The organism is Streptomyces sp. NPDC088553 (genome assembly GCF_044752965.1).
Classification (GTDB): domain Bacteria; phylum Actinomycetota; class Actinomycetes; order Streptomycetales; family Streptomycetaceae; genus Streptomyces.
Map to the genome: position 1 here is coordinate 602,326 of NZ_JBIVMG010000003.1, position 25,585 is coordinate 627,910.

The following is a 25,585-nucleotide window of genomic DNA, read 5'->3' on the forward strand; positions in this document are numbered from 1 at the left end:
GATGGATTCACGCCACTCCGGCCCGCGCGCCACGTGATCGTCAACACCTCTCCACAGGACTCCCACTGACGAGGTGATAGGTGGCCCGCCCGTCCAGGAGCAGGGGCACGAGCGCGCGCCGCGACTGGGCGAGCGGGACGAACACCCCCGTTTCCTCCGGCCGCACGACGACGCCGTGCAGGGCGAGTTCGTCGCCCGCCTCCGCGTACTGGGCGGCGGACAGCCGGTAGCCGCAGGGCGGGTCGGCGAGGATCTCCGACGGCTCCGGCGGGTCGTTGTCGGCGCCGCCGAGAAAGACCGGGCCCCGGTCGGCGTATCCGGCGCGGCGGGCCGCGGAGGTGACCGCCGTGAGCGGTCCGCGCCGCTCGTCGAGGTAGGCGAAGGCCCCTTCCAGGGCGGCGTGTTGGGTGGCGACACGGCGCCGGTGGTTGAGCGCCGGGTCGTTCTGCTCGGCCTCGTCGAAGGCGTCCACCCGGGTCTCCACGAGCAGGCCCACGGAGTGCTTGATCCCGGCGGTGTTGCGCAGGATCCGCTCCTGGCCGTCGCCCGCGACCTGCTTGAGCGGCTTGCCGGTGAGCGGGTCGGTCCAGATGCCGTAGATGCCGCTGCTGTACCCGGCGAGCCCGGCGGCGGGCCGGACGTACTCCTCGGAGAGGGTCCGGGACTCGTCGTGGACGTGCGGGTCGGCGTCGAGGCTGCGCGGCCAGAGGGCGAGCAGGTCCTTGTCGTAGTACCGGGGGGTGGCACCGTACTCGTGCAGGTCGTAGACGAGTTCGGGCCGCCGGTCGCGGATGACGGCGGCGACCGCGCGCGCCTCGGCGGTGCGCAGGGCGATGTGGTCGCGGTTGACGTCGACGCCGTCGGCGTTGCCCCGGGTGTCGGCCTCCCGGCCGTCGGGGTTGGCGGTGGGCACGACGAGGAGGGTCGTCCGGGCGAGGAGGCGCAGGGTCTCCCGGTCCCGGGCGAAGGCGAGGTCGCGCACGGTGCTCAGACAGGCCTCCCGGCCCGCGGGCTCGTCACCGTGCTGGCTGCAGACGAGCAGCACCGTGGTGCGGCCCGTACCGAGGGTGGCGAGCCGGAGCGGGCGGCCCTGGGCGGTGGTGCCGATGACCCGCAGCGACAGCCGTGCGCCGGCCCGGTCGACGGCCGCGAGGAAGTCCCGCTCCTCGGCCTCGGTGGTCCATCGGGCGCCCCGGCTCGTCTCGAATCCGGTGCGCGGCAGCGGCTTCACGGGCGCGCTGTCCGCCGCCTTCGCCGGGACGGTGACGAGCGGCAGCGCGAGGGCGGCGGCGCCCGCCACGAGGGCGAGGGCGCGCCGGGAACTCCGTTGTCCGGTACGGGGGTTCATCGGGCGGCTCCGAATCCCGGCAGGCGAGGGCCGGCTACGGCGGCCGGCGGTACGGCGCCGCTCAGCGAGGGGGCGGCGGGGGTGAGCGAGGGTACGGCCGGGTACGGACCCGAGGTGGCCCGGCCGAAGGCCGCGGCGCCGCCGACCAGCGGCAGCCTCGCCGAGGTGCGGGCGAGGTCGAGGGTCAGGGTCGGGGTGGTCGACGGAGGGTCGAGCAGGTCTTTGTCGGTGCCGCCGACGATCAGGGCCAGACGGTGTCCGGCCGGGACGACGTGGTCGGTGGCGGCGAGGTCCAGGGTCATCGTGTACGCCCTGCCGGGGGTCAGCGGGCGTTCCTCGCGCGGGTCGGCCCAGGTGCCGAGATCGGCCCAGCCCCGGCTGACGACCGTGTACCCGACGTCCGCCGTGTTCGCCGCGGTCTCCTTGAAGCAGGCGCTGTCGCCGAGGGCGCTCGCGCCCCAGCAGGTGCGGTCGGTGAGGGTGGTGATGCCCTCGCCCGCGGCGCCGTAGTCGCGGATCGTGTCCGGTCCGAGGTCCACGAGGACGGCGGAGAGGTGTGCGGTGGCGGTGGTCGGGGTGGCGGTGACCGTCACCTTCGAGGAGCCGGAGATCCGCAGGTCGCGGGAGAGGGGACGGGTGACGAAGCCGGCCTTCTCGGGGGTCGCGGTATCGATCCGGGCAGCCCAGTCGAGTTCGCCCAGACCGGGGTCGTCGGTGAAGGCCGCGGTGGCGCCGGGGGCGGCGGGCGCGCGGCTGAGGACGCCGGGCCCGGACGCCGGGCCGGGGGTGGGACGCAGGGTGGTGGCGGCGGTGCCTCGCGGCGGCCACTGGCGGTCGGTGGTCCAGCGGTCCGGGGCACGCTCGATGTCGGCGACCGGTTCACGGTCGATGCCGTTCTCGTAGCCGAGGAGGTGGTGGTCGAACCAACGGTGCAGGGTGCGGACCCAGTCGGCGCGCCGGAAGTCGAAGGGGTCGACGTGGCCGGTCTGGGAGAGCCAGATCTTCCGCTCGACCCCCTGGGCGCCGAGGGCGTCCCACCACTGGCCGAACTGGTTGGCGCGCACGTTGAGGTCCTGCCGGCCGTGCACCACGAAGACGCTGGCCTTCACCTTCGCCGCGTTCCGCACGTGGTCGCGCTCGGTCCAGGCGGCCGTACGGTCGCCGCTGTACGGGGTGCCGGCGGTGATGCGGTCCTGGACGGCGCCGCAGCGTGCCTGTGCCTCGGGGCTGTTGACGTACTCGGAGAGCCAGCTCGGGTTGGCGTTGTAGAGCGGGGCGCCCTGGGAGTGGAAGTAGTCGTACCAGGAGGAGATGGCGCCGATCGGAACGATCGTTTTCAGCCCTTCGACGCCGGTGGCGGCGACGCCGTTGGCGATGGTGCCGTCCCAGCTCTTGCCGATCATGCCGACGTTCCCGGTGCTCCAGGTGGTGGCGCGGGACCGAGTGTCCCCCGTGCGGGAGGTGTAGCCGCGGGCGCGGCCGTTCAGCCAGTCGACGACGGCCTTGGCCGACTGGACGTCGGAGCGGCCGCCGACGTCGTCGCAGCCGTCGGAGCGGTTGGTGCCGGCGAGGTCGACGGCGGCGAAGGCGTAGCCGCGCGGGACGAAGAAGTTGTCGTAGAACAGCGGGAACTGGACGGGGTTGCCGTCGGCGTCGTAGGTCTTCTTCTGGCTCTCGTTGCCGCGTCCGCAGCAGGCGTAGTACGGGCTGGCGTCCATGATGACGGGGATCTTCCGGCCGGCCGCGGCGGTCTCGCGGGGGCGGACGATGTCGACGGCGACCCGGTCGGTGCGCCCGTCGCCGTCGCCGTCGAGCCCGGTGTCGACCCAGACGGACTCGCGGATGGCGTCGGCGTACGAGTGGACGGGCCGTGACTCCCGTACCGCCGACGCGGAGGACCGGGGCAGCGCGGCGGACCCGGTGGGCGCCGTGGACCCGGTGGGCGCGGCGGGCTCCGGCCGGGCGTCGGCGGGCGTGACCAGGGTCGCGAGCAGGGCGGCCGTGGCCGCGGCCACGAGGGTTCCGTACGGCAGTCGGGCTCCGCGGGTTCTCCGCTTTCGCATCGGCATGGGCGGGAACGTACCCCGGTCAACTCCCGTGCAAAAGAGTGCCGGAGGCAATCAGGGGGGATTCCGGTTGATTCCGGAGCCGGAGGGGTTCATGTCGGCCGAATGGCGATCGTGTGACAGGGGGTCCTCTGGACGTGACGGTGCGTCGGGGCACTGAATAGTGTCCGGACTAAGGACCGACGACCACCCGCGCGTCTTACTTTCTTATGACTTGGGGAGCACCTGTGCACCGCAGAATCATCGTTCCGAGCGCCCTCGCGGCCTCCCTGCTGCTGGCGATCCCGGCATCGGCGGCCGACTTCACCCCTGGGGCCCCGGGCATCGGCGACTCCTACTACCCCACCAGTGGCAACGGCGGCTACGACGTCTCCCACTACGACCTGCGCCTGACGTACCAGCCCGCCACGGACCTGCTGGAGGGCACGGCGACGATCGTCGCCACCACCAAGCAGAACCTCTCCCGGTTCAACCTCGACCTCGGCCTGAAGGTCAGCGAGGTCCGGGTCAACGGCCGCGTGGCGAAGTTCGCCACCTCGGGCTCCCACGAGCTGGAGGTCACCCCGGCCACCCCGCTGGAGAAGAACAAGTCCCTCTCGATCGTCGTCCGCTACGCGGGCAAGCCCTCCGAGGTGAAGATCGACGGCTGGACGGCCTGGGCCCGCACGCCCGACGGCGGTGTCGCCGCGCAGGAGCCGGACTCGGCCGCCTGGTGGTTCCCGTCCAACGACCACCCGCTGGACAAGGCCACCTTCGACGTCTCCGTCTCGGTGCCGGACGGCACCCAGGCCATCAGCAACGGCGTGCTGCAGTCGCAGTCCTCGCGCCTCGGCTGGACCCGCTTCAACTGGCGCTCCAACAAGCCGCAGGCGACGTATCTGGCCACGCTGGCCGTCGGCAAGTTCGACATCACGACGGACAGGACGGCGAACGGGCTGCCGGTCCTCAACGCGTACAGCAAGGACCTCGGCGACAACGACGGCGCCGCGCGCGCCTCGATCGAGCGCACGACCGAGGTCGCGGAGTGGCTGGAGGGCGTCTTCGGGCCGTACCCCTTCAACGCCCTCGGCGGGTACGTGCCGAACGTGACGAGCGGCTTCGCCCTGGAGACGCAGACCCGTCCGTTCTACAGCCCGCGGCAGTTCGCCAACGGCGCGAACGTGTCGGTGGTCGTCCACGAGCTGGCGCACCAGTGGTACGGCGACAGCGTGTCCGTCCGCGACTGGAAGGACATCTGGGTCAACGAGGGCTTCGCCCGCTACAGCCAGTGGCTGTGGTCGGAGAAGGAGGGCGAGGGCACGGCCCAGGAGCTGGCGGACTACGTGTACGCGACGCGGACGGCCGAGGACCCGTTCTGGACGGTGAAGCCGGGCGACCCGGGCGCGGAGAACCAGTTCCACATCGCCGTCTACGACCGGGGCGCGCTGGCGCTCCAGGCACTGCGCAACGAGATCGGCGACGAGGACTTCTTCGCGATCCTGAAGGGCTGGCCGCAGCAGTTCGCCTACGGCAACGCGCGGGTCGCCGACTTCGTGCGGTACGCGGAGAAGGTCTCCGGCGAGCCGCTGGCCGAGCTCTTCGACACCTGGCTGTACGAGCCGTCGAAGCCGGCCGCGTCGACCGCGGCGGCGGCCGGTCTCTCCGCGCCGGCCGCGGCGCCGGCGTCCGGAGCCCCGTCCGCGCGCTCGGCGGCCCCGAGGAGCGCGCCGAAGCCGGTCCAGCCGAAGTCCTGGAAGAAGATCGCGGCGACGAACACGGTCCACGAGTCGGAGCGTCACGACGCCCACTGAGCGGTGCGGTGACCGGTGCCTGCGGTCGCTCCGGCCGTACGGCACCGGTCACACCCGGCCGTAGGTCGGCCCCGGCCGTACGGCACCGGTCACACCCGGCCGTAGGTCGGCCCCGGCCGTACGGCACCGGTCACACGCGGCCGTAGGTCGGCTCCGCCCGCGTACGGCACCGTCACACCCGGCCGCCCCGGCCGTCCGTCAGCGCCTCGCGCGGCGGGCGGCCGCTCGGGCCTTCCGGGCCGGCGGCAGATAGCGCAGCCGCTCCGGCAGGACGGGGACCACCAGCCGGACCACCCGGGCGGACCGGCGCAGGGTGCGCTCCTGCGTGTCCGTCCACGTGAGCCCGATGGCCTCCCGGGCGTCCGGCGGCATCATGCCGACGGTGAGGAAGGCGCGCAGCCGCAGGAACGGGCGGCGCAGGACCGGCCAGAGCAGCCGGAGGGCGAGCCGGAGCGGCAGCGGACCCCGGTCGGGGGCGGGCACGGGCTGGTCGGGGTCGAGCAGCTCCCGGACGACGACGGTCGCCTCCAGCTCGTCCGCGAGGACCTTCCGGTAGTACGGCCAGAACTCCTCGATCGTCTGCGGCATGTCCCGGTCGTGGATGCCGAGGATCCTGCCGACCTGGAGCCACTCGGCGTACAGCTGCCGTTCCTGTGCCTCGGTGAGGGGGCGGGCGAGGAGGCGGAGGCCGTGCGCGTAGACGGGGAAGCCGGTCGCGTGCACCCAGGAGTAGTAGGCGGGGGTCAGCGCGTGGTAGCGGCGCCCGTGCGCGTCGGTGCCCTGGATGTCGCGGTGCAGCTTCCGGAGGCGGCGCCCCTCCCGCGCGGCGTCCTCGCCGCCGTAGATCCACAGCTGGACCGAGCGCAGGGAGCGTTCACCGCGGCCCCAGGGATCGGTGCGGAAGACCGAGTGGGCGTCGACGCCGGCGCCGATGGCGGGGTGGGCGACCTGCATCGTGAGGGCGGCGGGAAGCATCAGGAGCGCCCGGATGTCTCCGGCGACGCTCCACAGCACGCCGCCGACGGGCGGCGGCACCGGATCGCCGACGCCGTCGCCGGGGACCTGATCGCCTGCTGTCACATGCTCCATGGGGCTCTCTCTCCTCACACTCCAGGCTGCACCCACGACGAAGGGGCCGTCACCCGGGCGTTTCGGCCCCTGGTGACGGCCCCTTCCGGGGAGTACGGGTCAGCCGCGGTCGGCGCCGACCGGCTCGCCGACGATACGGGCGGCGAGGGCGTGGGCCCAGGCGTCGACATCGGCGTTGAGCTCGCGCTCGGCGGCGGCGCGCTCCTCGGCGATCTTCGCGGAACCGGCGGCGATGATCGACTCGCGCTCGGCGTTGCCCTCGGCACGGGCGGCGGCGATGGCGACCGAGCCCTCCTCGACGGCCTTGGAGCGGATGCGGGCGGCCTCGTGGCGGGCCTCGGCCAGCTCCGCCTCGTACTGCTCGCGGATCCGCGTGGCCTCGGAGCGCAGGTCGTCGGCGCGCTCGGTGCCGCCGTCGATGGCGTCCTCGCGCTGGTCGAGGGTGCGCCGGATCTTCGGCAGGATGCCCTTCGCCAGGATGAGGAAGGTGAGGGCGAACAGCACCAGGCCGAGGATGAGCTCCGCCCAGACAGGGTTGAGCGGACCGAGGTCCATCTTGAAGACAGTCGAGTTCGAAGCGAGGGTCATGCGCGCATTCTACCTGCTAGAAAAAGCGACAATTCGGGCTACCTGGCGAGAGTTGTCGCGTTCGTGCGAGCCCGGCCAGATTCCCGGCATCCAAAGGCTACCGGAAGGTAACCCTGGCTGATTGTATGTGCCGCGCCAGCACAACCCCCCACATCCTCATGGGAGTTCCTGTGTCGTTCGCCGCGCTCCGCCGCGCCCCCGGCGCCGCCCTGTCCCTGGCCCTCGCCGCCGCCACCCTGGCGGCGACCGCCCCGAGCGCGACCGCCGCCTCCGCCGGGGCGGCCGCCGAGGCCCCGCGGCTGAAGGTGCTCACGTACAACGCGTTCCTGTTCTCGAAGACGCTCTACCCGAACTGGGGCCAGGACCACCGGGCCAAGGCGATCCCGGCCGCCCCCTGGTACCAGGGTCAGGACGTCGTCGTCATCCAGGAGGCCTTCGACAACGCCGCCTCGGACGCCCTCAAGGCGAACTCCGCCGGCCAGTACCCGCACCAGACCCCGATCGTGGGCCGCAGCAAGAGCGGCTGGGACGCCACCGGCGGCTCCTACTCCTCGACGACCCCCGAGGACGGCGGGGTGACGATCCTCAGCAAGTGGCCGATCGTCCGCAAGGAGCAGCACGTCTACAAGGACGCCTGCGGCGCCGACTGGTGGTCGAACAAGGGCTTCGCGTACGCCGTGCTCGACGTGAACGGCAGCAAGGTCCACGTCGTCGGCACCCACGCCCAGTCCACCGACCCGGGCTGCGCGGCGGGCGAGGCGGCGCAGATGCGCAGCCGGCAGTTCAAGGCGATCGACGCCTTCCTCGACGCCAAGAACATCCCGGCGAACGAGCAGGTGATCGTCGCCGGTGACATGAACGTCGACTCGCGCACGCCCGAGTACGGCACGATGCTCGCCGACGCGGGCCTGGCGGGGGCCGACGCCCGCACCGGCCACCCGTACTCCTTCGACACCGACCTGAACTCGATCGCCTCCGAGCGCTACCCGGACGACCCGCGCGAGGACCTCGACCACGTCCTCTACCGCTCGGGGAACGCCCGGCCCGCGAACTGGACCAACCACGTGGTCCTGGAGAAGAGCGCCCCGTGGACGGTCTCCAGCTGGGGCACGAGCTACACGTACACCAACCTCTCCGACCACTACCCGGTCACCGGCTTCTGAGCTGACCGGCGGGCGGCCGGCGCGGGGCGTCAGTACCCGTATCCGCCGCCGAAGAGGCTGTAGAGCCAGGCACCGAGGACCCCTGCGACACAGAGCAGCACGACGAAGGAACCCAGGCTCGTGTGCCGCTCCCCGCGGGGCCTGCCGGGTCGGGCGGCACGCGCCGCACGGCCCGGCTTTCTCTGCCTGCCCGGCCTGCCCTGCCTCCCCGGCTCGGCCGCCCGCCCCGCACGCGCCTGCGCCGGGGCGGGCTCGGTGACGGCGGCGACCTCGGCGAGCATCCGCCGGCAGACCGCCGCGAGCTCGGCGGTCCCGGCCTTCAGGTCGACGACCACCTCGGTACGGGCAGGGGCGGTGGTGCCCCCGTCGAGGAGCCGCCCGGCACGCAGCAGCGCCTGGTCCTTGCCCCCGGTGGGACCGAGGCTTATCCAGCGGCGCACATGCTCGCCCCGGATGACCACGCCGCCGCCCCGCTCCCGGTAGACGGTGTGCTCCCGCCACAGGACTCCGGCCAACTCGTCGGCCGTCTCCCTGAGTTGCGTGTACATCTGACTCCCCTGTTCCCGTTCCCCCAGTTCGAACAGGCGCAGACTCTAGCCCCGGCACCGACATCCCCACGACGCCCCCCGCCCCTCCGCCCGTTACGCGCCGAAGTCGTACACGGTGACCGGTATCCCCCGCTCCACGAGCCGCCGGACCACGAGCGGCTCGACCCGCTCCCAGGAGCCTCCCGCGAGCCCGCAGCCGCTGACCTGGGGCGCTCCGTCGGGGAACACCGTGTCGACGTACCAGATGAGGGGCGCTCGCAGGCGGGCGCGGGCGGCTTCGTCGAAGGTCGCGGTCATCTCGCGAGGCCACAACCGGACCCGTGGGACGGGCCGGGAATCGCACGATGGTCTTTTACAGCTCTGGTGAGACAGCAATACTGTCCCGGTCGGCCTCAGCGGCCGGATTCGGCTGTGGATCGGAAGCGAGGCACCTCGGATGGGCGTCGGGAGCGACGAGGAGGGCGGGCCCAGCTACACCGTCGACGAGCTGGCCGCACGGGCCGGCGTCACGGTGCGGACGGTGCGGTTCTACGGGACCCGCGGGCTCCTTCCGCCGCCCGTCATCGGGGCGCGCCGGGTCGGGCACTACGGGCAGGGCCATCTGTCCCGGCTCGCGCTCATCGAGGAGCTCCAGCGGCAGGGGATGACGCTGGCCGCGATCGAGCGGTACCTGGAGCAGCTGCCGCCCGACCTCAGCGCGCAGGACCTGGCGATCCACCGGGCCCTGGTGGCCTCCTGGGCGCCGGAGTCCGCCGAGTCCATCACCCGGCGGGAGCTGGAGCGGCGGGCCGGGCGGGGGCTGACCGAGCGGGACGTGGACCGGCTCGCCGCGATGGGCGTGCTCGACCGGACCGCCGACGACGACACCTTCCGGCTCGACGGGTCCCTGCTGCGGCTCGGTGTCGAGCTGCTCGACGTGCCCATCGAGCACGAGACGATCCTCGCCTCCCGCACCGTTCTCCTGGAGCACGCGCGCGCCGCCGCGCAGGAGCTCTCCCGGCTCTTCCGGGACGAGGTGTGGAGCCCGTACCGGGAGAGCGGGGAGGACCCGGACCACCTGAGCGCGATGCGGTCGCTCTCGGCGCACATGCAGCCGATGGTGGTCCAGGCTCTCCTCACGGCCTTCCAGCGTTCGCTGAGCGAGGAGCTGAGGACGGCGTTCAGGCGTCGGTGAGGGGGCCGGCCGGCACCGTACCGGCCGGCACCGTCACCCACCGGCCGGTGACCGGCCCCCGGGGGCCGTCACGCGTCGGTGAAGACCTCGCCCCGCTCAGCCTTCTCCACCAGGAGCGCGGGCGGGGTGAACCGCTCGCCGTAGGTCTCGGCCAGTTCGCGGGCCCGGGCGACGAAGCCCGCGACGCCGCCCTCGTATCCGTTGATGTACTGGAGCACGCCGCCCGTCCAGGCCGGGAAGCCGATGCCCATGATGGAGCCGATGTTGGCGTCGGCGACCGAGGTGAGGACGCCCTCCTCCAGGAGCCGGACGGTGTCGAGTGCCTCGGAGAACAGCATCCGCTCCTGCATGTCACGGAACGGGATCTCGTACCCGGGCTTGGCGAAGTGCTCGCGCAGGCCGGGCCAGAGCTTGCCCCGACCGCCGTCCTCGCCGTACTCGTAGAAGCCCGCGCCGCCGCTGCGTCCGGGCCGCCCGAACTCGTCGACCATGCGGTCGATCACGGCCTCGCCCGGGTGGCTTGTCCAGGTGCCGCCGGCCTCCTCGATCGCCCGCTTCGTCTCGTTGCGGATCTTCCGCGGGAGAGTCAGGGTCAGCTCGTCCATGAGGGAGAGGACCTTGGCCGGGTAGCCGGCCTGCGCGGCGGCCTGCTCGACGGAGGCGGGCTCGATGCCCTCGCCGACCATGGCGACGCCCTCGTTGATGAAGTGGCCGATCACCCGGGAGGTGAAGAAGCCGCGCGAGTCGTTGACGACGATCGGCGTCTTGTTGATCTGCCGGACCAGGTCGAAGGCGCGGGCGATCGTCTCGTCGCCGGTCCGCTCGCCCTTGATGATCTCCACGAGCGGCATCTTGTCGACGGGCGAGAAGAAGTGCAGCCCGATGAAGTCGCTCTGCCGCTCGACGCCCTCGGCGAGGACGGAGATCGGCAGGGTCGAGGTGTTGGAGCAGAGCAGCGCGTCGGGCTCGACGACGGCCTCGATCTCCTGGAACACCTTGTGCTTGAGCGCCGTGTCCTCGAAGACCGCCTCGATGACCGCGTCGCAGCCCGCCAGGTCCCGGACCTCGGCGGTCGGGGTGATCCGGGCGAGGAGGGCGTCGGCCTTCTCCTGGGTCGTACGGCCGCGCTTGACCGCCTTGGCGCAGAGCGCCTCCGAGTAGGCCTTGCCCTTCGCCGCGGATTCGGCGGAGACGTCCTTGAGGACGACCTCGATGCCGGCGCGGGCACAGGAGTACGCGATGCCGGCGCCCATCATGCCCGCGCCGAGGACGGCGACCTTGCGGACCGGTCGGGGCTCGATGCCCTTGGGGCGGCTGGCGCCGGAGTTGACGGCCTGGAGGTCGAAGAAGAACGCCTGGATCATGTTCTTCGCCGTCTGCCCGACGACCAGCTCGGTGAAGTAGCGGCTCTCGATGGTGAGCGCGGTCTCGAAGTCGACCTGGGAGCCCTCGACGGCGGCGGCCATGATGGCGCGCGGCGCCGGGTAGGGCGCGCCGTTGAGCTGCTTGCGCAGGTTGGCCGGGAAGGCGGGGAGGTTGGCGGCGAACTTCGGGTTCGACGGGGTGCCGCCGGGGATCCGGTGGCCGGGGACGTCCCAGGGCTGCCGGGACTCGGGGTGGGTGTCGATGAAGGCGATGGCCTTGGCCATCATCTCCTCGGGGGTTGCGGCCACCTCGTGGACGAGGCCGCTGTCGAGGGCGCGCTTCGGGGCGTACTGGGTGCCCTGGAGCAGCACCTTCAGCAGGGCGTCGGTGATGCCCATGAGGCGGACGGTACGGGCGACACCGCCGCCGCCCGGCAGCAGGCCGAGGGTGACCTCGGGCAGGCCGATCTTGGAGCCGGGGGCGTCGAGGGCGACGCGGTGGTGGGAGGCGAGGGCGATCTCGAAGCCGCCGCCCAGCGCGGCGCCGTTGATCGCGGCGACGACGGGCTTGCCGAGGGTCTCGATGCGGCGCAGCGCGTTCTTCATCTCAAGGGCGCCGTCGAAGATGTCCTGGGCGTGCTCAGGACCCGCCTGGACCATGTCCTTGAGGTCGCCGCCGGCGAAGAAGGTCTTCTTCGCGGAGGTGTAGATGATGCCGCGGATGGAGTCCTTCTCGGCCTCGACGCGGTCGGCGATCGCGACGATGGAGGCCCGAAAGGCCTGGTTCATGGTGTTGGCGGACTGGTTCGGGTCGTCGAGGACGAGGGTGACGATCCCGGTCTCGTCCTGCTCCCAGCGGATGGTGGTGCTCTCGCTCATGTCTCTGCTTCTCCGTGGATCCGTGAAGAGGGGTTCGGACGGGACGGTCAGACGCGCTCGATGACGGTGGCGATGCCCATGCCGCCGCCGACGCAGAGGGTGGCCAGGCCGTAGCGCTTGTCCTGTCGCTCCAGCTCGTCGACGAGGGTGCCGAGGATCATCGCGCCGGTGGCGCCGAGCGGGTGGCCGAGCGCGATGGCACCGCCGTTGACGTTGACCTTGTCGAGGGTGATGCCCATGTCCTTGACGAACCGCAGGACGACGGCGGCGAAAGCCTCGTTGATCTCGATCAGGTCGATGTCGTCGATGGTGAGGCCGGCCTTGGCGAGGGCCTTGCGGGCGGCCGGCGCGGGGCCGGTCAGCATGATGGTCGGCTCGGAGCCGGAGACGGCGGCCGAGACGATCCGCGCGCGCGGGGCCAGGCCGTTGCGCTCGCCGGCCTCCTTGGAGCCGATGGCGACGAGGGAGGCGCCGTCGACGATGCCGGAGGAGTTGCCGGCGTGGTGGACGTGGTCGATCTCCTCGATCCAGTGGTACTTCTGCAGGGCGACGGCGTCGAAGCCGCCGAGCTCGCCGATGTCGGCGAAGGAGGGCTTGAGCCGGGCGAGGGAGTCCGCGGTGGTGCCGGGGCGCAGGAACTCGTCGTGATCGAGGACGGTCAGTCCCGCGCGGTCCTTGACGGGGACGATCGACCGGTCGAAGCGGCCGTCCTTGACGGCGGCCGCGGCGCGCTCCTGGGAGAGGGCGGCGTACTCGTCGACGTCGCGGCGGGTGAAGCCCTCGATGGTGGCGATGAGGTCGGCGCCGATGCCCTGCGGGACGAAGTTGGTCTCCAGGTTGGTCATCGGGTCGGCGAACCAGGCGCCGCCGTCGGAGGCCATCGGCACCCGGGACATGGACTCGACGCCGCCGGCGAGGACGAGGTCCTCCCAGCCGGAGCGGATCTTCATCGCGGCCATGTTGACCGCTTCGAGACCGGAGGCGCAGAAGCGGTTCTCCTGGACGCCGGCGACGGTGTCGGGGAGTCCGGCGGCGATCGCGGCGATCCGGGCGATGTCGGAGCCCTGGTCGCCGACGGGGCCGACGACGCCGAGGACGATGTCGTCGATGGTGGCCGGGTCGAGGCCGGGGTTCCGGGTCTGGATCTCCCGGATGAGGCCGACGACCAGGTCGATCGGCTTGGTGCCGTGCAGGGAGCCGTTGGCCTTGCCGCGTCCGCGCGGGGTGCGGATCGCGTCGTACACGTACGCTTCGGTGCTCACGGGAAGCCTTTCGCGATGAGGGCGATGAGGGTGGGTGGAACGGGGAAGGGGAACGGGGAAGCGGGGCGTCAGCCGAGGAGGGAACGGCCGATGATCTCCTTCATGATCTCGGTCGTACCGCCATAGATGGTCTGGATCCGGCCGTCGGTGTAGGCGCGCGCGACCGGGAATTCGCTCATGTAGCCGTACCCGCCGTGCAGTTGCAGGCAGCGGTCGGCGACCCGCTTCTGGAGTTCGGTCGCCCACCACTTGGCCATGGAGGCGTGGACGGCGTCGAGCCCGGCCCCGTCCGGATCACTGTGCTCCTCGATGCAGCGGTCGATGAACGTGCGGGTGACGGCGCACTCGGTGGCCATCTCGGCGATCTCGAAGCGGATGTGCTGGAGCCGGGAGAGCGGGCGTCCGAAGGCCTCGCGCTCCTTGACGTACGTGGTGGTGATCTCCAGGAGGTGTTCGGCGGCGGCGATGCCGGCGACGGCGATGGCCATCCGCTCCTGGGCGAGGTTGGTCATCAGGTGGACGAAGGCGCCGTTGAGCTCGCCGAGCAGGTTCTCCTTGGGGACGCGGACGTCGTTGAAGAACAGTTCGGCGGTGTCCTGGGACTTCTGGCCGATCTTGTCGAGGTTCCGGCCGCGTTCGAAGCCCTCCGCGCCGCGCTCGACGACGAGGAGGGAGAGGCCGTGGGCGCCGCCCTCGGGGGTGGTCCGGGCGACGACGACCACGAGGTCGGCGAGGATGCCGTTGGAGATGAAGGTCTTGGAGCCGTTGAGGATCCAGTGGTCGCCGTGGTCCTCGGCGGTCGTACGGATGCCCTGGAGGTCGGAGCCCGCGCCGGGTTCCGTCATGGCGATGGCGGTGATGGTCTCGCCGGAGCAGAAGCCGGGCAGCCAGCGCCGCTTCTGCTCCTCGGTGCCGAGCGAGGTGAGGTACGGGCCGATGATGTCGTTGTGCAGGCCGATGGCGAGCCCGGGGGTGCCGGCCCGGGTGAACTCCTCGGCGAGGACGGACGCGTAGCGGAAGTCGGGGTTGCCGCCGCCCCCGTACTCCTCGTCGACGGCGATGCCGAGGAGGCCCTGCCGTCCGGCGGCGAGCCAGACCTCGCGGGAGACGATGCCGTCCTTCTCCCACTGCGCGTAGTGGGGCAGCACCTCCTTCTCCAGGAAGGTACGGACAGTGGCCCGGAAGGCCTCGTGGTCGGCGGTGTAGAGCTGGCGCTTCATACGGCGGTCTCCTGGGTCTGGGTCGGTCGGTTCACGCGTCGGACTCCTGGGCCGTCCGGGCCGGGCGGTTCACGCCCCGGAGTCCTGGGTCCCGGACTCGGTCGCGGCCTGGGCCCCTGTCCCGGTCCCGGCCTGGTGTCCGGTCCCGGTCCCGTCCTGGTTCTCCAGGGCGGGTACGGCCCAGTCGCGGGCGACCTCGGCGGTGTCGGCGCCGGGCAAGGCGGGTCCCCTGCGGAGGGTGCCGGGGGTGACGGAGAAGCGGGGCGCGGGGGCGGGCTGGGCGACGCCGCCCTGCTCGGTGAAGGTGCCGCGGGCGGCGAGGTGGGGGTGGGCCGGGGCCTCGCGCATGGAGAGGACGGGGGCGACGCAGGCGTCGCTGCCCTCGAAGACGGCGGTCCACTCCTCGCGGGTACGGCTCCGGAAACGGTCGGCGACGGCCTCGCGCAGCTCGGGCCAGCGGCCGAAGTCACGGCGGGCGGGGGCGGCCTCCTCGATGCCGAGGAGACGGACGAACTCCGCGTAGAACTGCTCCTCCAGGGCGCCGACCGCCATGTGGCCGCCGTCGGAGGTCTCGTAGACGCCGTAGAAGGGGCAGCCGCCGTCCAGGAGGTTGACGCCCCGCCTGTCCTGCCAGCCGCCGGCGGCGAGCATGCCGTGGATCATGGTGGTGAGGTGGGCGGTGCCGTCGACGATCGCCGCGTCGACGACCTGGCCCTCGCCGTGCGCGCGGGCGTGCTGGAGGGCGGCGAGGACGCCGACGACGAGGTAGAGGGAGCCGCCCGCGTAGTCACCGACGAGGTTGGCGGGGATGGTGGGCGGGCCGTCGGGGTCGGGGCCGATCATGCCGAGGGCGCCGGTGATCGCGATGTAGCCGATGTCGTGCCCGGCGGTCGCGGCGAGCGGCCCCTCCTGGCCCCAGCCGGTCATCCGGCCGTAGACGAGGCGCGGATTGCGGGCGAGGCAGGCGTCGGGGCCGACGCCGAGGCGTTCGGCGACGCCGGGCCGGTAGCCCTCGATGAGGATGTCGGCGCGTTCGACGAGGTCGAGGACGGTGGCCGGGCCGTCCGCCGCCTTGAGGTCGACGACGGCCGAGCGCTTGTTGCGGTTGGTGAGGTCGCGGGCCGGGTCGATGCCCAGGCCGGGACCGCCGGGGCGGTCGACGCGGACGACGTCGGCGCCGAGGTCGGCGAGGAGCATCGCGGCGAAGGGGCCGGGGCCGATGCCGGCGAGCTCGACCACGCGTACCCCGGTGAGCGGGCCGTTCCCGGCGGTGTGCGTCGTACTCATCGAGCCCCCAGGGCATGTGTGACACCAATGATGTAACACCGGAGATGCTAGGAACGCGTTCCACTCGGCACAAGCCCCCCGGCCGAGCAAGCGCTTGGAAAATACCCGAGGCGGGAGGCGGGTGTACCCGCGGTTACCCGGGACAGGTACTCGGGAGTAGGGCGGCGGCGGGGTGCGGTGCGGGACCCGCTATCCTCCGCCGACGACGAGAACCGCGCACGGCGGCGCGGTACGGCCGAAACGAGGGGCTGCATGGACACAGGGGCGGACGCGGGACGGGAAGCCGGAGCCGGAAAGGGGCACGAGGCCGGAGCGGTGCCCGCAGCCGAAAGGCGGCCGGCGGCCGGAGCCGACGCGGCCAGGGCCTACGACGTGGTCCTCTTCGGTGCGACCGGATTCGTCGGCGAACTCACCGCCGGGTATCTGGCCGCGCACGCGCCCGCGGAGTGCCGTTGGGCGCTCGCGGGGCGCAACCGCGCCGGACTCACGGCGCTGCGCGAGCGGCTCGCCGCCCGGTGGCCGCACTGCGCCGGGCTGCCGCTGCTCGTCGCGGACGCCGCCGATCCCGGCTCGCTGCGTGAACTCGCCGAGTCCGCCCGGGTGGTGGCCACCACGGTCGGCCCCTACGTCTGGTACGGCGACGGGCTCGTCGGCGCCTGCGCCGAGGCGGGAACGGACTATGTGGACCTGACCGGCGAGGCCGAGTTCGTCGATCTGACGTACGTACGGCACGACGCGCGCGCCCGGGAGACCGGCGCCCGCATCGTGCACGCCTGCGGCTTCGACTCGGTCCCGCACGACCTGGGCGTGTACTTCACGGTCCAGCAGCTCCCGGAGGACGTACCGCTCCAGGTGGACGGCTTCGTCCGGGCCGGGGCGCAGTTCTCCGGTGGCACCTTCGCGTCCGCGCTGACCGCGTTCGGCCGGGGCCGGGAGATTCTGCGGGCGGCGCACGAACGGCGGCTGCACGAACCGCGGTTGGTCGGGCGCCGGGCCCGTGCACCGCTCGGCGGGCCGCGGTTCAGCCGGGAGACCGGGACCTGGGCGCTGCCGCTGCCCACGCTCGACCCGCAGGTCGTGGCCCGGTCGGCGGCGGCCCTCGACCGGTACGGGCCGGACTTCCGCTACCGGCACTACGCCTCCGTGAAGACGCTCCCGATGGCCCTCGGGGGCACGGCGGCCATCGGCGCGAGCGTGGCGGCGGCCCAACTGCCTCCGGTCCGCGCCTGGCTGATGGAGCGTTACCAGGCGGGACAGGGCCCGTCCGCCGAGCGGCGGGCCCGCAGCTGGTTCTCGGTGCGCTTCGTCGGCGAGGGCGGCGGACGCCGGGTGTTCACCGAGGTCTCGGGAGGGGACCCGGGGTACGACGAGACGGCGAAGATGCTCGCCGAGTCGGCGCTCAGCCTCGCCTTCGACCCGCTGCCGAAGACCTCGGGCCAGGTGACGACGGCGGTGGCGATGGGCGACGCGCTCATCGACCGACTGCGGGCGGCGGGCATCCGCTTCCGGGTGGCGCACCGGGGCTGAGCGGCGCTTCCGGCGGTACGGGAGGGGTCAGGGCCTTACGAGACGGAAGGGGTGACCGGCGGGGTCGGCGTAGACCCGCCAGGCCGGGTCGCCGCCGCCGTCGTCGAGAAGTTCGGCCCCGAGCGCGAGGACGGCCTCGTGTGCGGTGTCGAGGTCGTCGACCCGCACGTCCAGATGGAACTGCTGCTCGGGCGCACCCCAGACGGGCGGCCGGTGGTCGGCCACGCCCTGGAAGGCGAGCACGGGACCACCGTCACCGCGCAGCACGGCGGACCCCTCGCCGACGGCCCATCTGGGCTCGGGGCTGTCCACCTCGCCGCCGATCAACCGCCGGTAGAACTCGGCGAGTTCCCAGGCGTCGGGACAGTCCAGAACGAGGCACCGCAGACGCCCGATCACACCGAGGTCCCGGCGGAGAGAACGGATCGCGTGGTGCCGACCCGGGCGGGGACGACCGGAACGGCCCCGCTGAGGATCAGGTTCGGGCCGCGCCCCGCGGAACACGGCGAAACGGAAAGGGGTGTTGTCATGCGCCCCACTCTGCCGGTCCCCCGCACGACCCGGTATCCGTACAGGTACTCAGCTTGCCGTCCGACGTACCCGGGAGGTGCGGCCGTTCCCGGGCCCGCGCGGTCGCGCGCCCGGGGCGACCGACGGGACAATCGGGTGGTACGGGCCTTACGTTCTGGACGGGCCGCACGTGCAGGTCCGCGTGGAAGCGCGCCGGCCCGAGGACCTCGCCATCAAGGTCCGACTCATGTGGTCCTCTGTAGCCGCTCACCGACCCGGTACGGCCCGAGGGGGCGCGGGCGCCCGCGCCCCCTCCGGCATCAGGCCTCGCCGAGGGCCTCGCTCAGGGCCCTGCGGCACAGGGAGTCCGCGTGGCGGGTCGTCTCGGGGAGGCGGTAGCGGGGGGTGAGGTGGAGGGTGTGGGCGCAGGCGTTGGGCAGCGAGACCCGGTGGCCGACGGAGACGAAGACCGGTTTCACCCGGGCCCGGGTCCGCAGGGCGCGGCCGACCTCCTCGCCGGCTGCCAGGAGCGGGGCGAAGTCGCCGCGTTCCGGGCCGGGTTGCTCGTACGTGAAGGTGAAGGGGTTCTTCGCGACGCCGATCGACGGGCGGCCCGTGAGCACACCGAGGTGGCTGGCGAGACCGAAGCGGCGGGGGTGGGCGAGGCCGTAGCCGTCGCAGACGAGCAGACCGGGGTCGGCGGTCAGGCGGTCGAGCGCGGCGAGGACCGTGGGGATCTCCCGGAAGGCGAGCAGCCCGGGGACGTACGGGAACGAGACCCGGCCGACCGCCGTGGCCTCCTCCACCACCTCCAGGGTCCGCGCGTCCAGGACGACGGCCGCGGCGGCGACGAGATCGCGTTCGTCGTCGTAGGCCACGTCGAGCCCCGTGACATGCCCTTCGCCGACCGCCGGCCCCTCCTCGTCGCGTACGAGGCGTCCGCACAGCTCCTGCTGGACGGCCCGGGCGGCGGGCTCGTCGGCGGGCCAGCCCGCCGGAATCTCGATGATCGTCATGATGCGGGCCACCCTATGGTCGCCCGCCGGCCGGCTCCCAGCCCCGTGCCCCGGAAAGCGCGGTCCGGGGGCTGGGACGGCCCGCCGGGGTCCGGGCCCCGCCCGGTAGCCTGGCGATCATGTTCGTTCTGGAATTGACCTACACCGCGCCGGTCGAGCGCGTGGACGCGCTGCTCGACGCGCACATCGAGTGGCTCGACGCGCAGTACGCCGCCGGCGTCATCGTCGCCTCGGGGCGCAAGAACCCGCGCGACGGCGGCGTGATCCTGGCCGCCGGGGTCGACCGCGCGGAGATCGAGAAGATCGTGGCGGCCGACCCGTTCAGCGTCGAGGGCGTCTGCGCGTACCGGATCACGGAGTTCTACGCGACGAAGACCGCCGAGGGGCTCGCCGCGTTCCGGGAGCGGCTTCCCTCCTGACGGCCCCGTGTGACGGACCCCGCCCCTCCCGTCAGGGGCGGCCCAGCCGGGCGATCCTGCCCTTCTCGCCCGCGGCCCAGCAGGAGCCGTCGGGCGTGCAGTCCACCGTGTCGTACGAGCCGGTGTCGACCGTGCGCCAGGTGCGGCCGCCGTCGGTGGTGAGGTCCGTGCCGGTCGGCCCGACGGCGAGCGCCGCGTTCCTGCTGTGCGGGAGCCAGGCGACGCCGGAGCGGTACGCGGGCGGCGGCGTGGCCGAGGCGCGCCAGCCGCGGCCCCCGTTCCCGGTGACCGCGCCGGCCCGCGGGGACGGCTGGTCCTTGCGGTAGTCGCCGCCGACGGCGATGCCGTGCGCGCGGTCGCGGAAGGCGAGGCCGAAGACACCACGGGCCGGGTCGCCCGCCGGGATCGGCGTGTCGGTGGCGGTCCAGGTCAGCCCCCGGTCGGCGGAGTGGAGCACGCGCGCGGTGGCACCGCCGCCCGTCGCCAGCCACACGTCCCGCGGCCCGGCCGACACCAGGCACTGGCCGCTCGCGGCGAAGCCCGCCTCGCCGGGGAGCGCGTCCGGCATCCCGGTGTTCGGCAGCACCTGCCAGGAACGGCCGCCGTCGCGGGTGGCGAGGATGCGGTACTTGCCGTCGACCGGGTCGCTCATGGCGAGTCCGTGTCGGCGGTCGAAGAAGGTCATGCAGTCGTAGAAGGCCCGCGGATCGGTGTTGCGGAAGGACTCGGTCCAGGTGGCACCGCCGTCCTCGGTGCGCAGCACGCGCGAGGCCTCGCCCTCCCCGATGGCGAGGACGACGGCCCTGCGGGCGTCGAACGCCTCCACGTCACGGAACTCCAGCTCGCCCGCGCCCGGTGGCGAGACGTTTCGCCAGCTCCGGCCGCCGTCGGTGGTCCGCAGCACCGTGCCCCTGGAGCCCGCGGCCCAGGCGGTCCCGCGGTCGACGGGCGCGAGCCCGCGGAACCGGGCGTCTGTCCCGGTCGGCGTCAGCTGCCAGCCCGCCGTGTTCGTGCCGGTCGCCGCCGTGGGGGTCTCCCCGGCTCGCGCGGGCGCGGCCAGGGTCAGCGCGAGCGCCGCCCCGATCAGTCCCACCGACATCATTCGTCTCGTGTTCCCCATGGACGTCATGGCGCCGGAAGCTAGTGCCCCCGGCCCCTCCCCGTCCAGGGTGCGTCCCCCGCGGGGCGTTCCTAGGCTGGGTGCCATGACCGACCGCACGAGCGAGCGAGCGCCCGACGAGCAGCCGAAGCTCAAGGAGTACGAGGGCGAGGGCATCACCGTCACGTTCGAGCCGCGCCGGTGTCTGCACGCGGCCGAGTGCGTGCACGGGCTGCCCGAGGTCTTCGATCTCTCCCGGCGTCCGTGGGTGCTGCCCGACGCCGCCGAGGCCGGTCTGGTGGCGGAGGTCGTCCGCCGTTGCCCCTCCGGGGCGCTGCAGTACCACCCGGCGGACGGCTCCGTCCAGCACCCCGACTCCCCCACCTCCGTGCGCCGGACGCCGTCCGGTCAGCTCGTGATGCGCGGGGACCTGCTCATGAGCGGCGCGTACGGCGACCGGCGCGAGACACGGGTGATGCTGTGCGGCTGCGGGGCCTCCGGAAACCAGCCGTACTGCGACCACTCCGGCCCCTGCGCCGAGCCGGACGACGACGCGCCCGAAGCGCGCTGAACCGCTTTGACCTGCGACGATCTCTTCGGCGCGGCGCCGTGCCCGGCCCTTGACGCGCCCGTGACGCAGCTCACGCACATTCGGAGTGCACGTTCCGGCCGCTCCGCTCGTCTTGTCAGGTGTCAGGTGTCAGGTGCCCTGGTGTCGGGGAGACGCACAGGATCCGAAGTCCGCGTGAAAGGAGCCGGTCGTGTCCGCCGTCATCGAGCAGGCCGTCCAGGCCCGTCTGGTCGCATCCGCTCCGCGGATGGAGACCGTCCCCGCCACCCTGCGGTACGACCGCGAGGACCCGTACGCCGTCAGCATGGCGTTCCCTCCTCCGGCGACCCTGGAGGGTGTCGAGGTCTCCTGGGCCTTCGCGCGTGAGCTGCTCGTCCAGGGCGTCGAGCGCCCGGCCGGTGTCGGGGACGTACGCCTCCGACCGTACGGGTACGACCGTACGGTGGTCGAGTTCCACGCCCCGGAAGGCGTGGCCATGGTCCATGTCCGGACGTCGGAGCTGCGCCGTTTCCTGGAGCGCTCGCAGCACCTGGTGCCGGCCGGGCGCGAGCACCAGTACCTGGACTGGGACCAGGATCTGACGGAGCTGCTGCGCGAGCATCCGTAGCGGTCTTCCCGGACCGGTCCGTAATTCGGTTGCCCCCTCCCGCTCCCCGTCCTACCGTTGCTCACGTCCACGTCGTCGTCCGATCGGAGAAGGACGTTGCTCGTCTGAGGTTGCGAGACACCGTGCCGCGCGTGCCCCCTGTGCCGCGTGTGCCGTTCTCGACCTCGGCGTACGAGCCGTTCTGACGACAGACAGCCCGCGCCCCGGTGTCTCCACGCGTCGCATCACGTCACATCTGTGCTCACGCATCCGGGAGGCCTCCATGGCGCATCACCCCACGTTCATCACCTGTACCTCACTCTCCTTCTCCTGGCCCGACGGCACCGAGGTCGTCGACGACTTCCGGCTCACGGTCGGCCCCGGCCGCACCGGGCTCGTCGGGCTCAACGGCTCCGGCAAGTCCACGCTCCTGAAGCTGATCGCCGGCGAGCTGACCCCCGCCTCCGGCACGGTCCGGGTCACCGGCGAGCTCGGCTATCTCCCCCAGAACCTGGTTCTGGACACCTCCCGGCGCGTGGACGAGATCCTCGGCATCGACGCGAAGCGGGCGGCCCTGCACGCCATCGAGGCGGGCGACGCGGCCGAGGAGCACTTCGCCGCCCTCGCCGACGACTGGGACGTCGAGGAGCGGGCCCGCGCCACCCTCGACCAGCTCGGGCTCGGCGCCGTCGGTCTCGACCGGACCGTCGGCGAGGTCTCGGGCGGCGAGTCCGTCCTGCTGCGCCTCGCCGCCCTGCTGCTCGCCCGGCCCGATGTGCTGCTCCTCGACGAGCCGACCAACAATCTGGATCTGCACGCCCGCGCACGGCTGTACGAGGCGGTGGAGAACTGGTCCGGAGTCCTGGTCGTGGTCAGCCACGACCGTGAACTGCTGGAGCGCGTCGACCAGATCGCCGACCTGCGGGACGGCGCCGTCACCTGGTACGGCGGCGCCTACTCCGACTACGAGGCCGCGCTCGCCGCCGAACAGGACGCGGCGGAGCGGATGGTCCGCGTCGCCGAGGCGGACGTCCAGCGGCAGAAGCGGGAACTCTCCGATTCCCAGATGAAGTTGGCCCGCCGCAAGCGGTACGGGCAGAAGAGCTTCGAGAACAAGGTGGTTCCGAAGATCGTGGCGAACAACCGCAGGCGCGAGGCCCAGGTCTCGGCCGGCAAGCACAAGGCGCTGCACACCGAGCGCCTCTCGGAGGCCCGGGAGCGGCTCGACGCCGCCGTGGAGGCGGTGCGGGACGACGACGAGATCCGCGTCGAACTGCCGCGCACCTCGGTGCCACCGGGCCGCGAGGTGCTGTTCCTGCGGAATCTGGAGCTGCGGTACGGGGCCCGGGTGGCCGGCGAGTTCGAGCTGCGCGGTCCGGAGCGGATCGCGCTGGTCGGCAGGAACGGCGCCGGGAAGACGACGCTGCTGCGGACGATCGCCGGGGAGCTCGAGCCGGTCTCGGGCGAGACGGAGGCACGGGTGCCGCTCCGTTTCCTCCCGCAGCGGCTCGATGTCCTCGACGACGGGTTGAGCGTGGTGGAGAACGTGGCCCGGTTCGCGCCCACGGCGACGGGGAACGCGATCAGGGCGCGGCTGGCACGGTTCCTGTTCCGGGGAGCCCGGGCGGACCAGCCCGTCGGCACCCTGTCGGGCGGGGAGCGGTTCCGGGCGACGCTCGCGGCGCTGCTCCTCGCGGAGCCGGCTCCTCAGCTTCTGATGCTGGACGAGCCGACGAACAATCTGGACATGACTTCGGTACGGAAGCTGACGGCGGCCCTCGACGCGTACGAAGGGGCGTTGGTCGTGGCGAGCCACGACGTGGCGTTCCTGGAGTCGCTGGGGATCACCCGCTGGCTGCTGCTCGACGGTGAGCTGCGGCCGACGACGGCGGAGGAGGTACGGGAGGCGGTGTCGAGCCCCCGGTAGGACCGGCTCGCACCCGGGTCTAGCGGTGGAGTAACGCCCAGGACTTGGTGCCGCCGCCCGGAGTGAGGACGGGGGCGAGCCCCCAGTCGCCACCGTGCGCGTCGACCGCCGCGGCCAGCAGCCACATGCTGCGGCTGCGGCGGTCGCGGCATTCCTCGGCCGCGCCGGGTGAGTGGTGGGCCGGATGCCGGTCGTACAGCACGATCCGCAGCGCCTCGTACTGCCAGCGGACGCGCAGGATCATCTCCCGGTCGGGGGTGAACCGATAGGCCGCGGCGACGAGTTCGGAGGCGGCGAGGGCGGCGGTCTCGCAGAGGTCGTCGAGGCCGTGCCGGTCGAGGAGCGACTCGATCGACCGGCGCGCGAGTCCGGCGCAGTAGGCGCCTCCGGGGAGGAGCATGGAGTAGCTGAGGTTCTCCGTGGCGGGGGGTATGGGCCCGGCCGCGACGGCGGACGGGAGGCAACGCAGGGCGCCCTTCATCGGGTTGCTCACTTTTCCTGTGCATGGGGGTGCATGGGGGGGGTCCCTCCACACGGTCGGTAGCCCCGTGTGAGACTTGCGCTACCGACCGTAGCGTACGACCGGAGCACAGTGCTACTACTTGCGGGTACTTGTGCCATTCCGGCCATATCGGCGTCACGCAGCGAAGGGGAGACCGAGCGTGCCACCCAGGAGCAGCCCGACCGCGCGGCAGCAGCGGCTCGGGAGCGAACTGCGCAGACTGCGCGAACAATCGGGGATGTCGGCCCAGCAGGCCGCCGCCCTCCTGGGCGTCGACCGCACCCGCATCCCGAACATCGAGTCGGGCCGCTTCGGCATCAGCCCCGAGCGCGTCCGCACCCTCGCCTTCAACTACGGCTGCCCGGACACCGGACTCGTCGACCTTCTCGCCGCCATGGCCCACGAGCGGGACCGCGGCTGGTGGGAGGAGCACCGCGGACTGCTTCCGCCCGCGCTCATCGACATCGCGGAACTGGAGCACCACGCACGGGAGTTGCAGAGCGCCGTCACCACCCACATCCCGGGCATCCTGCAGACCGAGGAACACGCGCGGGCCGTCTTCGACACCGCCGTCCCACCGCTGCCGGAACCCGATCTGGAGGCCCGGCTCGCCCTGCGGCTCCGCCGCCAGGAGGTCCTCGACCGGGACCGGCCCGTCCAGTACGAGGCGGTGATCCACGAGGCGGCGCTGCGCATGCAGTTCGGCGGACCGAAGGTCGCCAGGGAGCAGCTGGAGCACATCCTGGCGCACTCCGAGCGGGAGAACGTCACCGTGCGCGTCATCCCCTTCACCGCGGGGGGTTTCCCGGGAGCGGGCCAGTCGTTCACCTATGTGGCCGCGCCCGTGGCACAGCTCGACACCGTGCAGCTCGACTCCTCCCACGGTTCCCTCCTCCTCGACGCCGACATGCAACTGCGCCGATACCGGGGCCTGTTGGACCGGCTGCGCGCGCTCGCCCTGTCCACGGAAGACTCACGCGCGTTCGTCCGCAACATCGCCCAGGAACTGTGAAGGACCCCCACACCATGAACCTCACCACCGCCACCGCGGTCGCCACCGCGCCCGCGGCCGGCGCCGCCGTCGCACCCCGGTCCGCCGACCCCGCCGTCGAGATCGACTGGGACGAGGCCTTCTGCAGCGAGGGCGCCAACTGCTTCCGGTTCGGCCTCGACGACGCGGGCCGGGCGTACATCGGCTCGACCCTGGCGCCCGGTGCGTACGTCAGCGACTCGGCGGAGGCGCTGCGGGCGCTGATCCGCGCGGTGAAGGCCGGCGCGGCGGACCATCTGCTCTGACCGGCGGCCGACCGCCGTCGCGGCGCCGGAAAGCCGTCCCCTTCGAGGCGCGAACCGCCGCCCGGACGCCGGAAACCCATCCGCTTCGAGCCGCGAACCGCCGCCCGGGCCCGGAAAGCCATCCGCTTCGAGCCGCCGGCCGACTGCGCCGAGCCGCGGGGCGTCTGCTCTGCGTAGTTTTTCGGAGGCCCGCCACAGGGCAGTCAGGACGTGACCTGCGTCTCCGGCGCCCCACCGGAGCAGCGCACATAACGGAACGTAACCGGACATCGCCGGGACGGGCTTGGCCGACGCCTTACGGAGCCTTAACCTACGGTTTCGTAACCTACGGATTCGTAGGTATGCCCGTATGCC

The 25,585-nt window shown here is 72.6% G+C and carries 23 protein-coding genes and 1 pseudogene; 10 read left to right on the forward strand and 14 right to left on the reverse strand.

The genetic code is table 11. The annotated features are described in order from the left end of the window. Window positions 1-40: 40 nt before the first annotated feature. Both ACIP8Z_RS12035 and ACIP8Z_RS12040 read right to left on the reverse strand, forming a co-directional pair. Window positions 41-1,348, reverse strand: coding sequence for a M14 family metallocarboxypeptidase (locus ACIP8Z_RS12035; protein ID WP_402081944.1), 1,308 nt, complete (start codon window positions 1,346-1,348; stop codon window positions 41-43). Beyond that, on the reverse strand, window positions 1,345-3,417 hold the full coding sequence (locus ACIP8Z_RS12040) for a Xaa-Pro dipeptidyl-peptidase (protein ID WP_402081947.1): 2,073 nt from the start codon (window positions 3,415-3,417) through the stop codon (window positions 1,345-1,347). The genes ACIP8Z_RS12035 and ACIP8Z_RS12040 overlap by 4 nt, the downstream gene beginning before the upstream one ends. A 224-nt stretch (window positions 3,418-3,641) precedes the next feature. On the opposite strand from ACIP8Z_RS12040, the gene ACIP8Z_RS12045 reads away from it, so the two are divergent. After that, window positions 3,642-5,204: a M1 family metallopeptidase gene (locus tag ACIP8Z_RS12045; protein ID WP_402081950.1), complete on the forward strand. Its 1,563-nt coding sequence runs from the start codon at window positions 3,642-3,644 to the stop codon at window positions 5,202-5,204. Between the two features lie 198 nt (window positions 5,205-5,402). Here ACIP8Z_RS12045 and ACIP8Z_RS12050 read toward each other — a convergent pair whose 3' ends face one another. Continuing rightward, window positions 5,403-6,293, reverse strand: coding sequence for an oxygenase MpaB family protein (locus ACIP8Z_RS12050; RefSeq protein ID WP_402081952.1), 891 nt, complete (start codon window positions 6,291-6,293; stop codon window positions 5,403-5,405). 99 nt (window positions 6,294-6,392) lie between these two features. After that, window positions 6,393-6,881 carry a hypothetical protein gene (locus tag ACIP8Z_RS12055; protein WP_319313540.1) on the reverse strand — a complete coding sequence of 163 codons (489 nt, stop codon included), beginning with the start codon at window positions 6,879-6,881 and terminating at the stop codon, window positions 6,393-6,395. A 158-nt stretch (window positions 6,882-7,039) separates the two neighbouring features. Here ACIP8Z_RS12055 and sph point away from each other — a divergent pair, with 158 nt between their 5' ends. Beyond that, a complete protein-coding gene (gene sph / locus ACIP8Z_RS12060; RefSeq protein WP_402081954.1) occupies window positions 7,040-8,044 on the forward strand; it encodes a sphingomyelin phosphodiesterase in 1,005 nt (334 codons plus the stop codon). 29 nt (window positions 8,045-8,073) lie between these two features. On the opposite strand, the gene ACIP8Z_RS12065 is transcribed toward sph, so the two are convergent. After that, window positions 8,074-8,592: a hypothetical protein gene (locus tag ACIP8Z_RS12065; protein ID WP_402081956.1), complete on the reverse strand. Its 519-nt coding sequence runs from the start codon at window positions 8,590-8,592 to the stop codon at window positions 8,074-8,076. Between the two features lie 93 nt (window positions 8,593-8,685). Continuing rightward, window positions 8,686-8,790: pseudogene (locus ACIP8Z_RS12070) on the reverse strand (Appr-1-p processing protein); the annotation flags it as partial. 238 nt (window positions 8,791-9,028) lie between these two features. Between ACIP8Z_RS12070 and ACIP8Z_RS12075 the strand changes: the two are divergent. After that, entirely contained in the window at window positions 9,029-9,766 is a 738-nt protein-coding gene (locus tag ACIP8Z_RS12075) for a MerR family transcriptional regulator (protein WP_402081958.1), read from the forward strand. A gap of 68 nt (window positions 9,767-9,834) precedes the next feature. On the opposite strand, the gene ACIP8Z_RS12080 is transcribed toward ACIP8Z_RS12075, so the two are convergent. The 4 genes from ACIP8Z_RS12080 to ACIP8Z_RS12095 form a co-directional block, all read right to left on the reverse strand. Continuing rightward, window positions 9,835-12,009, reverse strand: coding sequence for a 3-hydroxyacyl-CoA dehydrogenase NAD-binding domain-containing protein (locus ACIP8Z_RS12080; protein WP_402081961.1), 2,175 nt, complete (start codon window positions 12,007-12,009; stop codon window positions 9,835-9,837). Between the two features lie 47 nt (window positions 12,010-12,056). Further along, entirely contained in the window at window positions 12,057-13,271 is a 1,215-nt protein-coding gene (locus tag ACIP8Z_RS12085) for an acetyl-CoA C-acetyltransferase (RefSeq protein WP_319313527.1), read from the reverse strand. A 68-nt stretch (window positions 13,272-13,339) separates the two neighbouring features. Next, window positions 13,340-14,491: an acyl-CoA dehydrogenase family protein gene (locus tag ACIP8Z_RS12090; protein WP_402081963.1), complete on the reverse strand. Its 1,152-nt coding sequence runs from the start codon at window positions 14,489-14,491 to the stop codon at window positions 13,340-13,342. A 69-nt stretch (window positions 14,492-14,560) separates the two neighbouring features. Next, window positions 14,561-15,778, reverse strand: a complete 1,218-nt coding sequence (locus ACIP8Z_RS12095) for a CaiB/BaiF CoA transferase family protein (RefSeq protein ID WP_402081965.1) — start codon at window positions 15,776-15,778, stop codon at window positions 14,561-14,563. Between the two features lie 252 nt (window positions 15,779-16,030). Between ACIP8Z_RS12095 and ACIP8Z_RS12100 the strand changes: the two genes are divergently transcribed. Beyond that, complete coding sequence (locus ACIP8Z_RS12100; RefSeq protein ID WP_402081967.1) at window positions 16,031-17,305, forward strand: saccharopine dehydrogenase family protein; 1,275 nt, start codon at window positions 16,031-16,033, stop codon at window positions 17,303-17,305. 27 nt (window positions 17,306-17,332) lie between these two features. On the opposite strand, the gene ACIP8Z_RS12105 is transcribed toward ACIP8Z_RS12100, so the two are convergent. Then, window positions 17,333-17,704, reverse strand: coding sequence for a VOC family protein (locus ACIP8Z_RS12105; RefSeq protein WP_319313519.1), 372 nt, complete (start codon window positions 17,702-17,704; stop codon window positions 17,333-17,335). Between the two features lie 431 nt (window positions 17,705-18,135). Continuing rightward, window positions 18,136-18,831 carry an endonuclease V gene (locus ACIP8Z_RS12110; protein ID WP_402081969.1) on the reverse strand — a complete coding sequence of 232 codons (696 nt, stop codon included), beginning with the start codon at window positions 18,829-18,831 and terminating at the stop codon, window positions 18,136-18,138. Window positions 18,832-18,950: 119 nt separating this feature from the next. Here ACIP8Z_RS12110 and ACIP8Z_RS12115 point away from each other — a divergent pair, with 119 nt between their 5' ends. After that, the gene (locus ACIP8Z_RS12115) at window positions 18,951-19,250 is read left to right on the forward strand and encodes a YciI family protein (RefSeq protein WP_402081971.1); all 300 of its coding nucleotides are present in this window, start codon (window positions 18,951-18,953) and stop codon (window positions 19,248-19,250) included. A gap of 31 nt (window positions 19,251-19,281) precedes the next feature. Here the strand turns inward: ACIP8Z_RS12115 and ACIP8Z_RS12120 are convergent, their stop codons facing one another. After that, entirely contained in the window at window positions 19,282-20,379 is a 1,098-nt protein-coding gene (locus tag ACIP8Z_RS12120; RefSeq protein ID WP_402081973.1) for a WD40/YVTN/BNR-like repeat-containing protein, read from the reverse strand. Window positions 20,380-20,455: 76 nt separating this feature from the next. On the opposite strand from ACIP8Z_RS12120, the gene ACIP8Z_RS12125 reads away from it, so the two are divergent. The 3 genes from ACIP8Z_RS12125 to ACIP8Z_RS12135 all read left to right on the forward strand — a co-directional run bounded on the left by ACIP8Z_RS12125 (window position 20,456) and on the right by ACIP8Z_RS12135 (window position 23,433). Beyond that, window positions 20,456-20,920, forward strand: coding sequence for a (4Fe-4S)-binding protein (locus ACIP8Z_RS12125; protein WP_402081975.1), 465 nt, complete (start codon window positions 20,456-20,458; stop codon window positions 20,918-20,920). Between the two features lie 190 nt (window positions 20,921-21,110). Beyond that, window positions 21,111-21,527 (forward strand): SsgA family sporulation/cell division regulator, encoded by a 417-nt coding sequence (locus ACIP8Z_RS12130; protein WP_319313509.1) that lies wholly within the window; start codon window positions 21,111-21,113, stop codon window positions 21,525-21,527. 262 nt (window positions 21,528-21,789) lie between these two features. Further along, a complete protein-coding gene (locus ACIP8Z_RS12135) occupies window positions 21,790-23,433 on the forward strand; it encodes an ABC-F family ATP-binding cassette domain-containing protein (protein ID WP_402081977.1) in 1,644 nt (547 codons plus the stop codon). Window positions 23,434-23,452: 19 nt separating this feature from the next. Here the strand turns inward: ACIP8Z_RS12135 and ACIP8Z_RS12140 are convergent, their stop codons facing one another. Further along, window positions 23,453-23,926, reverse strand: coding sequence for an ATP-binding protein (locus ACIP8Z_RS12140; RefSeq protein WP_402081979.1), 474 nt, complete (start codon window positions 23,924-23,926; stop codon window positions 23,453-23,455). A gap of 169 nt (window positions 23,927-24,095) precedes the next feature. On the opposite strand from ACIP8Z_RS12140, the gene ACIP8Z_RS12145 reads away from it, so the two are divergent. Together ACIP8Z_RS12145 and ACIP8Z_RS12150 are read left to right on the forward strand one after the other, a co-directional pair. Then, on the forward strand, window positions 24,096-24,947 hold the full coding sequence (locus tag ACIP8Z_RS12145) for a helix-turn-helix domain-containing protein (RefSeq protein ID WP_402081981.1): 852 nt from the start codon (window positions 24,096-24,098) through the stop codon (window positions 24,945-24,947). 14 nt (window positions 24,948-24,961) lie between these two features. Continuing rightward, window positions 24,962-25,231, forward strand: a complete 270-nt coding sequence (locus tag ACIP8Z_RS12150; protein ID WP_402081983.1) for a hypothetical protein — start codon at window positions 24,962-24,964, stop codon at window positions 25,229-25,231. The last annotated feature ends 354 nt before the right edge of the window (window positions 25,232-25,585 follow it).